Source organism: Devosia sp. (genome assembly GCF_017307565.1).
Classification (GTDB): Bacteria; Pseudomonadota; Alphaproteobacteria; order Rhizobiales; family Devosiaceae; genus Devosia.
The window spans coordinates 1-9,541 of the sequence record NZ_JAFKHD010000197.1; the positions used below are offsets into that span (position 1 = coordinate 1).

9 protein-coding genes, 1 tRNA gene and 1 pseudogene are annotated in these 9,541 nt (G+C 60.2%); 8 read left to right on the plus strand and 3 right to left on the minus strand.

Going from position 1 to position 9,541, the window contains the following annotated elements; all coding sequences use genetic code 11:
- Positions 1-192: 192 nt before the first annotated feature.
- From J0I64_RS06030 to J0I64_RS06040, 3 genes are read left to right on the plus strand one after another with little or no spacing between them, the layout of a single operon-like run.
- Complete coding sequence (locus J0I64_RS06030) at positions 193-1,362, plus strand: dihydrodipicolinate synthase family protein (RefSeq protein ID WP_291406707.1); 1,170 nt, start codon at positions 193-195, stop codon at positions 1,360-1,362.
- Positions 1,359-2,183, plus strand: coding sequence for a sugar phosphate isomerase/epimerase (locus tag J0I64_RS06035; RefSeq protein WP_291406708.1), 825 nt, complete (start codon positions 1,359-1,361; stop codon positions 2,181-2,183). The genes J0I64_RS06030 and J0I64_RS06035 overlap by 4 nt, the downstream gene beginning before the upstream one ends.
- 59 nt (positions 2,184-2,242) lie before the next feature.
- Positions 2,243-2,881, plus strand: coding sequence for a glutathione S-transferase family protein (locus J0I64_RS06040; RefSeq protein ID WP_291406709.1), 639 nt, complete (start codon positions 2,243-2,245; stop codon positions 2,879-2,881).
- Positions 2,882-2,955: 74 nt separating this feature from the next.
- On the opposite strand, the gene J0I64_RS06045 is transcribed toward J0I64_RS06040, so the two are convergent.
- From J0I64_RS06045 to J0I64_RS06055, 3 genes are all read right to left on the minus strand, one after another.
- The gene (locus J0I64_RS06045) at positions 2,956-3,336 is read right to left on the minus strand and encodes a hypothetical protein (protein ID WP_291406710.1); all 381 of its coding nucleotides are present in this window, start codon (positions 3,334-3,336) and stop codon (positions 2,956-2,958) included.
- A 237-nt stretch (positions 3,337-3,573) separates the two neighbouring features.
- Positions 3,574-4,767 (minus strand): class I SAM-dependent RNA methyltransferase, encoded by a 1,194-nt coding sequence (locus J0I64_RS06050; RefSeq protein WP_291406711.1) that lies wholly within the window; start codon positions 4,765-4,767, stop codon positions 3,574-3,576.
- Between the two features lie 82 nt (positions 4,768-4,849).
- On the minus strand, positions 4,850-5,848 hold the full coding sequence (locus J0I64_RS06055; protein ID WP_291406712.1) for a complex I NDUFA9 subunit family protein: 999 nt from the start codon (positions 5,846-5,848) through the stop codon (positions 4,850-4,852).
- A 144-nt stretch (positions 5,849-5,992) separates the two neighbouring features.
- On the opposite strand from J0I64_RS06055, the gene J0I64_RS06060 reads away from it, so the two are divergent.
- From J0I64_RS06060 to J0I64_RS06080, 5 genes and pseudogenes are all read left to right on the plus strand, one after another.
- Positions 5,993-6,355 carry a GFA family protein gene (locus J0I64_RS06060; RefSeq protein WP_291406713.1) on the plus strand — a complete coding sequence of 121 codons (363 nt, stop codon included), beginning with the start codon at positions 5,993-5,995 and terminating at the stop codon, positions 6,353-6,355.
- Positions 6,356-6,411: 56 nt separating this feature from the next.
- Positions 6,412-6,496, plus strand: a tRNA-Leu gene (locus J0I64_RS06065).
- A gap of 109 nt (positions 6,497-6,605) precedes the next feature.
- Positions 6,606-8,186 (plus strand): phage integrase N-terminal SAM-like domain-containing protein, encoded by a 1,581-nt coding sequence (locus J0I64_RS06070; RefSeq protein ID WP_291406714.1) that lies wholly within the window; start codon positions 6,606-6,608, stop codon positions 8,184-8,186.
- Between the two features lie 386 nt (positions 8,187-8,572).
- Positions 8,573-9,103 carry a ribonuclease HI gene (gene rnhA / locus J0I64_RS06075; RefSeq protein ID WP_291406715.1) on the plus strand — a complete coding sequence of 177 codons (531 nt, stop codon included), beginning with the start codon at positions 8,573-8,575 and terminating at the stop codon, positions 9,101-9,103.
- Positions 9,103-9,541 (plus strand): annotated as a pseudogene (locus J0I64_RS06080) (hypothetical protein); the annotation flags it as partial. The gene rnhA and the pseudogene J0I64_RS06080, both read left to right, overlap by 1 nt.

Here is a 9,541-nt window from a genome sequence, read left to right on the forward strand (position 1 = left end):
GATGTTCCGAAGCTGGAATTCTAACCAACGCCGGACGGGAAACACCCCCTCACCCGTCTCGGCCTCCGGCCGATCCACCCTCTCCCCGATGGGGAGAGGAATGGGGGCACCCAGTTTGAACGGGCGCTGGCCCATTCTTCTCCCCATCGGGGAGAAGGTGGCGCGTAGAGCCGGATGAGGGGGACACCCACCATGCCGACCATCAACCTGCCCAATCCCGACCGCTCGATCACGCCCTATACGCTAACCGGCGATCCCATCCCCTTCGTCAAATTCAAGTCGACGGATTTTCCGCGTATCGCCTATTCGGCCGCCCACGTCGTCGCCGATCCGCTCGCGGTCAATGATCCCTGGTTGACCCCGGCGATCGACTGGGAAAAAACTCTGAAATTCCGCCACCGCATGTGGGATCTAGGCCTGGGCGTTGCCGAAGCCATGGATACCGCCCAGCGCGGCATGGGCCTGACCTGGACGGAAGCCAAGGAACTCATCCGTCGCGCTCAGGCCGAGGCGCGGACGCGAGATGATTCCCTGATCGCCTATGGCGCCGGGACCGATCACCTGATGCCCGGCCCTGATGTGACGATCGATGACATCATTCGCGCCTATGACGAGCAGGTTGGGTTTGTCGAAGGCGAAGGCGGTCGCGTCATCCTGATGGCGAGCCGCGCCCTCGCCGCTGCGGCAAAATCGCCCGACGACTACGCCCGCGTCTATGGCCACGTACTCTCGAACGTAAAACAGCCGGTCATCATGCATTGGCTCGGGGAAATGTTCGACCCGGCCCTGCAGGGCTATTGGGGCAATATCGACCACGACGTCGCTATGGACGTCTGCCTCGATGTCATCGCCGCCAATGCCGACAAGGTCGATGGCATCAAGATTTCCCTGCTCTCGGCCGAGAAGGAAATCGCCATGCGCCGTCGCCTGCCGGCCAACGTGAAAATGTATACGGGCGACGACTTCAACTACGCCGAGCTCATTGCCGGCGATGATCAGGGCTATTCCCACGCCCTGCTCGGTATTTTTGATGCCATCGCGCCGGCTGCTTCGGCGGGCCTTGCTGCCCTGGGCCGCGGCAACACTAACGAGTTCTTCGACATTCTCGAACCAACCGTGCCGCTCAGCCGCCATATCTTTGCGGCCCCGACACGCTTTTACAAAACCGGTGTCGTTTTCCTTGCCTATCTCAATGGGTTGCAGGACCATTTCCAGATGATCGGCGGTCAGCAATCGACGCGCTCGGTGCAGCATCTTTCTGAGCTTTTCCGTCTCGCCGACAAGGCTCGCGTTCTCGCCGATCCTGAACTGGCTACGGCGCGTATGAAGGCCGTTCTGCAGGTAAATGGAGTCCCGGCATGACCGATCGGGGCATCTCGCTCAATCTCGCCACCACCCGCCAGCAATGGGGCTTTGCAGAGGCGGTCGACGGCTGCCTCAAGGCTGGCATCACCGCCATTTCGCCCTGGCGTGACCAGATCGCGGCCATCGGCCTCGACGAGGCGGCGCGTATCGTCAAGGCCAACAAGCTGCAGGTGACGGGCGTCTGCCGTGGCGGCATGTTCCCGGCGGAAACGGCCGAGGGTCGCCAGAAGCAGATCGACGACAATCTGCGCGCCATCGACGAAGCGGCGGCGCTCAATGCCGATTGCCTCGTGCTGGTGGTCGGCGGCTTGCCCGGCTCGTCCAAGGATCTGCCGGGTGCTCGGAAAATGGTCAGCGATGGCATCGCCGCCATGCTGCCGCATGCAAAAGCCTCGGGCGTAAAGATCGCTATCGAGCCGCTGCATCCGATGTATGCCGCCGACAGGGCCTGCGTGAACACCATCGATCAGGCGCTCGATATCTGCGAGGACCTTGGCGAAACCGTCGGTGTCGCCATCGACGTCTACCACGTCTGGTGGGATCCGAACCTTGCCAACGCAATCTCCCGCGCCGGCCGGATGAAGCGCATCTTTGCCCATCACATCTGCGACTGGCTGGTGCCGACCAAGGACATGCTGCTTGATCGCGGCATGATGGGCGATGGCGTCATCGACCTGCCCGCGATCCGCAAGATGATCGAGGACGCTGGTTTCTTCGGTCCGCAGGAAGTGGAAATCTTCTCCCAGGACAATTGGTGGAAGCGCCCCGGCGATGAAGTACTCGCCGTGATCAAGGAACGCGTCGCAACGGTCTGCTGATCGGCAACTCCTCCACCTTTGGCCCATTGTGCTAACACCGGGCGAAAAGTGGAGGCGACATGACCGAAAAGCTGGTGATCTGGACCTATGACTGGGTGCCCGGTGGCAAATCGGGCCCCCGCGGCCACGTCCGCGACATCAGGCTGCGCTGGGCCTGCGAAGAGGCGGGCCTGCCCTATGAGGTCAAGTCCGTTCCCTTCGAAGGCCGTGACAGCGCCCATTTCGCCCGCCAGCCCTTTGGGCAGGTACCCTTTCTCGAAGACGGCGACATCACCCTTTTTGAAAGCGGCGCCTGCCTGCTGCATCTGGCGCACAAGAGCGAGGTGCTGATGCCGCGCGACGCCAAGGGCGAGGCGGAAGTGCTGGAATGGACGATTGCCGGGCTCAATTCCATGGAAATGGTCACCGTGCCCTGGTGGTTCGTCAGCCTCTTCGATGGCCCCGATAATCGGCTGAAAGACTGGATGCTGCAGCGTCTCGCCCATCTCGATGCCGTGCTGACGTCGCACGAATGGCTCGCGGCTGGCCGCTTTACCGTTGCCGACCTGCTGATGGCCGATGTGCTGCGGGTTCCCCGCCTGAGAGCTGCCAATCCCCATCCTGCGCTCGAGGCCTATATCGAGCGCGTCTGCGCCCGCCCGGCCTTCAAGCGCGCCTATGACGGCCAGATGGCCCATTTCGCGCTGGGCGACAGCTAGAACGCAAAAGGCCCCGCTCCGGAGGTCACCAGGAGCGAGGCCTTCATACTTCCCAGAGGAAGCCGGGGGTTTGTTTAGACGCGGTTGAAGGTCAGCGTCTGGCAGAAGATAGCCGCGCGGCAACCGGTGATCTTGATCGTGTCCGGAGCAACCTGGGTAACCGTGGCGGCGGCCTGGGCGCCGTCATAGACCACAGTGCCCTTCCATTCATTGGAGCTGACCTGCTTGGCCCTGACCACCTGACGGTTCACATAAGCCAGGTTATCCGGCGTGCGGGATTTTCCCTGCACGTCGCGAAGGACGCCGCAAAGCGAAGTGCCATCGCCACAGATCGAGAATTCAAAGGCGGTACCAAAGCGGTCAACCCAGGCGCCAGTGGGCGTGACGGATTGGGCTGCGGTTGGAAGAACGAGAAAAGCGAGCGCCACAGGAAGCGCGAAAGCATAGCGAAGCATTGGTGTCTCCATGGGGAATCCGCGCTGGCAAAAACCGCGCCCGAAGGTCCCGATTGGTCGTATTTGAATGTACTGGTCAAACGCCGACACGCGGCGAAGGTTTCAATGAAAAAGCCAGCCAAAGACGACAAAATAAAGACCGCGTTGTTTCTGCTGACTTCTCAAGACTTTAGCTCGATACTTCAGCAGGGCGCCGCGGTTGGCGGACACATTTGCTCCAAAATTCCCAAAACCTTGTTAACGCTGAAAGGTCGCAGCGATCTCGATATGGGTGGAATAAGTGAACTGATCCACCGCCATGAGATTGGAGAGCGCAAATCCTGCTTTGGTCAGGATTGCCGCGTCCCGCGCAAAGCTTTTGGCGTCGCAGGCGACCATCACGACTTGCTTGAGTTTTGAGGCGGCGATTTCCTTGACCTGCGCCTCGGCGCCGGCCCGCGGCGGGTCGAGAACCACAGAATCATAGCCCAGTTCAAATCGGGTCAGCGGATCGCGGAAGAGATCGCGCGGCCGCACCGTCACCGCCTTGAGGCCCTTGGCGTAGCGAAACCCCTTTTCGAGGGCCATGACCGCCGGCTTGTCGCTATCGGCGGCAAAAACGGTAGCCTTTTCGGCCAGCCGCAGGGCAAAGGGCCCGACGCCGCAAAAGAGGTCGGCCACGGACTTGGCCTTGTCCACAGCCGCAGTCACATAGTCCGCCAGCACATTCTCGGCCGCCTCGGTCGCCTGCAAAAAGCTGCCCACGGGCAGTTCGACGCTGGCCTTGCCCATGGTGACGCGCGGCATCTGCGCCAGGAACAGCATTTCGCCATTAAAGGCGAGGCGGGCGAGGGCAAAGCGGTTGCCGAGGGGAATCAGTCGATCGCCTTTCACCCCCTTCACCGCGCATTTCACCGAAACATCGAGCCCGGTATCGGTGGCGGTGAAACTGACATCGCATGGCCCGATCATCGCGCCGATAGCGCGGGCGACATCGGGCGCCGTTTTCAGCCCCGACACCAGAATCGGGCAGGCATCGAGATCGAGCAGATCGTGGCTGCGCAGCCGCATGTAACCGGCCGCGTCCTTTCGCGCATGGAGCGTCGCCCGGCGTCGCCCTGCCCCACCTGCCTCAACGAATTTTTCGACCCTGGCGTCGATCCCGGCCTGGCGAAGCGGGATTTCGACAAGGCCGGTCTTGAAGGCGCGATAGGCCTCGGGTGCCAGATGCTGCAACTGACAGCCGCCACAGGCGCCATAGTGCGGACAGAAGGGGGCCTGCCGGTCGGCAGACGGGGTCAAAACCTCAACCAGCGTGCCGCGCTCGCCTTCGTGCGTGATGACGACCTCTTCACCCGGCAGGGCAAAGGGCACGAAAACACGCTCGCCATCGATATGGGTAACGCCCTCGCCCTTGTGGCCGAGGTACTCGATTTTGGTTGATAGGGTCATGACGATCCGGGGCTTGCTGCCCCGGAACTACAGCATGTCCCCCGAAAATGCCTAGCAGTTTCGGGAAAAGGCCGGCGTTCTTTTACCGGCTGTTGGCCAGCGACACGTCGCCGGTGCGCGGGCGGTCGAACTGGCCGCGCTTGCTGAAACGCCACATATACTGGGGCAGGATCTTGTCCATCGAGGTCGGCTCGATGCCGAAGGCGGCAAAGGTGCGCTTGTCCTTGATGGCCGCTTCGGAAACGACATTGTCGACGCCGAGCATGTCGATCTGGTCCGCCGTCACCAGCGGGGCGACCGGCAGGATGGCGAAGGGCAGCGCAAAGAGCTTGGCAATGCCCGAGGGCAGCGCCACGAGCGGACGCTTGCGGCCGGCCTCGCGCAGTACCCGGGCCAGCAGGTCCTTGTGCGCCTCGACATCGGGGCCACCGAGTTCATAGAACTTGCCGGTCTTCACCTTGCCTTCGGCCGCAGCAACGATGGCATCGGCCACATCACCCACAAAGACCGGCTGGAGGCGCGAAGCGCCCGAAATCACCGGCATGACCGGCAGCATGCGGGCCAAAAAGCCCATCTTGTTGAAGAAGCCATCGCCGTGGCCGAACATCAGGCCGGGGCGCAGAATCACGGCCTGCGGATAGGCCTCGAGCACGGCCGCTTCGCCGGCGAGCTTGCTCGCGGCATATTGGCTGACGCTGGCACCAGCATCGACGCCGAGGGCGGAGACATGCACCAGCGAAGCAACGCCGGCGGCCTTGGCGGCCCGGGCGATCAGGGCTGCGCCATCGGTGTTCACCTTGGCAAAGGTCTGCTTGCCGCCCTCATAGCCGAGGCCGACGAGATTGATGACGATATCGGCGCCGGCGACAGCGCGCTGCACCGAAGCTTCATTACGCACATTGGCCTGGATCGGCACGATCTGGCCGACACCGCCGAGCATCTTGGCATCGCCTGCCAGATCCGGACGGCGCACCGCGATGCGAACGCGATAGCCGGCGCGGGCCAGAACCTGGGCGAGATGGGTCCCAACGAATCCCGAACCGCCAAAGACAGTGACGAGTTTGGGCGAGAAGCGATCCATTTGGGGACTCCGGCAAGGCAAGTGGGCACAAAGTTTGGAATGCTTCTATCCCAGCAAAGCCGCCGATGTCGAGGAAATCGTGATCGTCCCGCGCTTGACTCACGACAGGTTTTGTTCTTGTTTTGTTTCAACAAGGAGAACATCATGCCCCAAAAACAGGATTATCAGGGCCAGTGCCACTGCGGCGCCGTGCGCTTTTCCGCCCATACCGACCTTGCCAGTCTGGGCGATTGCAACTGTTCGCGCTGCCGGCGCCTGGGCTGGGTCATGCAGTCCATGCCTGAAGCCGATTTCACCCTGCTCTCGGGCCAAGACCAGCTGACGACCTATCGGTTCAACACCGAAACCATCGATCATCTCTTCTGCAAGACCTGCGGAATCGAGTCCTTTGCCCGTGGTTCGGATGGCAAGGGCAACACCATGGTGATGATCAATGTGAACTGTCTCGACCGTCCGCCCAAGATCGAAAAGGATGCGATAAAGCATTGGGATGGGGCAAACTTCTAAAAACCGTCACAAGCCCGTTGACATTGATTGGGCAGGGCCCTAGTTACACGCCCGTCGCCCAGATGGCGGAATTGGTAGACGCGCACGGTTCAGGTCCGTGTGCCGCAAGGCGTGAAGGTTCGAGTCCTTTTCTGGGCACCAATATTCTCCGAAGCCGTTGATACGGTGGAGAAATCCGCATAAACAATGGCTTAGGGGCCGCTGCTAGTCCAAACACTTGGTACAAAGCAGCGGTCCCGTGGGTCATCTAGTGCAAAACCTCTATCTCATCGGAAATCGCTGGAAGTACCGCAAGGGCATACCCGAGCGGTTGCGTCCACATATCGACGGGCAAATCACCGAGTTCGTCCGGTGGTTAGGTGCGCACGAAGGGCAGGGCAAAAGTCCGCTGCCCAAAATCACGGACCGATATTCCGAAGCTGCAAGAGAGTGCGCTTCGCTGATTGCCATGGCCGAGAAGCGAGCCAGCGACCACTTTGACGACCTCAATCCAGAAACCATCGCGCACATTATCGCCGTCGCTCGTCATGAACTGATGGATGAGGACGAGGCTGGTAGGTTTGCCCCAGACGTCCTGAACTACGACAAGCACTGGGAGAAGCGGCAGGAAAGCATCGAAATTTCGCTCGCCGTTTGGAAGCACGAGTATGCTAGGGGCCAAATCGGCGAGTTTGTTGTCGATGAGGTTGTAGACCGCTGTGCGGCAATGGGCCTCAGGGTGGACACGACGAGCGATGGGTTCCGCAAGCTGGCCAGAGCGTATCTGGAGACGCTCATCGCGACCGCAGAGGGCGCAAGGAAGCGGCAGCAGGGCGAACCTGTACCGACACCCGCACCGCCGCCCCCAATCGCCGCCCATGCTGTCCACAAGCCGATAACCCAGACGATCACAGGATTGGCTGAGGACTGGTGGAAGGAGGGAGAGCGGACGGGTCTGTCGGTTAGCACCAAAGAAGCCTACACACGGGCCGCCAGACAGTTTTCGGACTTCCTAGGGCACGACGACGCCAACGCCGTTACTAATGCTGACATCGTTCGCTTCAAGGATTTTCGCCTTGAGCAAGGCAAGAGCGCGAAAACCGTAAAGATGGGCGATTTATCGGCGCTCAATGCTCTTTTTACGTGGGGCGTGGACAACCATAGGGTTGCCAGCCATCCCGGCACGGTAAAGCTCAAGGTCGCAAAAAAGACGAAGACTAGGCCAAAGGGTTTTACTGACGACGAAGCTACCGCGCTCCTGTCAGCCGCAACCGCGTATCAGCCGACCGGCAAGGAGCCCGACCAGATTACCGAAGCGAAACGCTGGGTTCCTTGGCTACTTGCCTATACCGGGGCGCGTGTGGGTGAGATGGCCCAGCTTCGGAGAGAGGACGTCCGTCATGAGAATGGACGTTGGATCATACGGCTTACCCCCGAGGCCGGGACTATCAAAACGGACGAATACCGGGACGTGGTAATCCACCCACATCTTGTGGACCTTGGATTTCCTGCGTTCATAGAGAAGGCCAAGCCCGGACACCTCTTCCTCAAGATTACCCGAAAGGGACCGGAAGGTGTTATGGGGGCGCTTCAGACAACGAAGAACCGGATCACCAACTTTGTCCGCACCGTCATTACCGATATGCGTGTCCAGCCGAATCATGCTTGGCGGCACCGCTTCGAGACCACCGCACGAAACCTCGGGAAACGTCAGGACGTAACCAACGCGATCACCGGTCATAGCGCCAAGGACGTAGCGGGAGACTATGGCGAAGACGAAATGGCCGCTCAGGAAGAGTTCTTTAGGAACTGGCCGCGGTTTCAGATTAGTAGGCCGCCCGAAGCGAACTAGCCGACCCTAGCGTTATCAATGGTCTATGCTGCTTCGCCATGGTCTCAGGCAAGCAACCTAAGCCAATTAGGACCCATATAAGACCTAAGGTTTCTCCTGCTGGAGCCGCCATGGTTCCCCGCCAAACGCAATTAGGTACTCATATAAGACCTGAGGCGTTTTCCCTGATTGGAAGCTCTGCGGTCAGGGACGAACGCAATTAGGGCTCCATATAGAGACCAGGTGTTTTCCCCCAGAGACTACCTTCGGGCTCCTCAAGCGCAACATGCCTTGATTCACCGCGATCCAGCAGGACCACCGCGCTCACTCACATAGACCACTTCGATCACACGCTGGCCGTCCCAACAGATTGGACCCAGCGGGAAACTTTCAACACAATGACCAATATCAATTCTTCAGGTCGGCACCTCGTGCTGGCCACTGACGGCGCTTGCCTTGGAAACCCCGGACCGGGCGGATGGGCAGTCGTCATCCACGAACACGACAACGACACTGTTGTTTGCCGATCTGCTCTTGCCGGACACGCCGTCGGTGACACCACTAACAACCAGATGGAGCTTCAGGCTGCCATCGAGGCGGTGCGGTATGCCAAGACCCTCGGGCTGCCCGCGGTCATCACTACGGACAGCCAATACGTACAGCGCGGGATCACCGAGTGGCTGCCCAACTGGAAAGACAATGGTTGGAGGACCTCGGATCGAAAGTCGGTCAAGAACCGTGACCTCTGGCAGGCCCTCGACGCTCTTGTAGCTGATCACCCGGTGAAATGGCGGTGGGTCAAGGCCCACAGCGGTCACATCATGAACGAGGCTGCGGACGAGCTTGCCAAAAACGCTGCCTGGCGGCTTGTCAGCACTAAAAAGAAGCTCAGGTACTTCCACCCCAAGCTGTTCTCCAAGACCTCTGAGGTGGCTTGATGGAATACGTCACTGAGGTGATTGACCGACAAACCGGCGAACTTGTCACCGTCTCACAAGGAAACTGGATCACCGTTAGCGAGCTTGGAGAGTGCTACGGGGTCGGCAGAAAGGAAATCCGTCAAGTCTTGGTCAAGATGGAGCTTCTTCAACCAGAGGGGGCACCAGACCACACTCGCTATCGACTAGCTCACTGGGCAGTAGAGGCCGGCTTGGGCAAGAGGGTCGAGCGGAAGGGAAGGATACCCTTCGACACCATCAGCCCACTTGGGCAGGAGTGGATTGCTGCCCGCTGGGACTCTGTCAAGTCGAGTCTGGAAGATGTCAAGACAGTCATGGTGAGGAGCGCGGAAGCAGCCTTGAACAGGTTTGTCGAGGAGCGAGACGCTTTCCGAGATGCGGTTGGTCGCGAAAGGATGACGACCAAGGAGACTATTT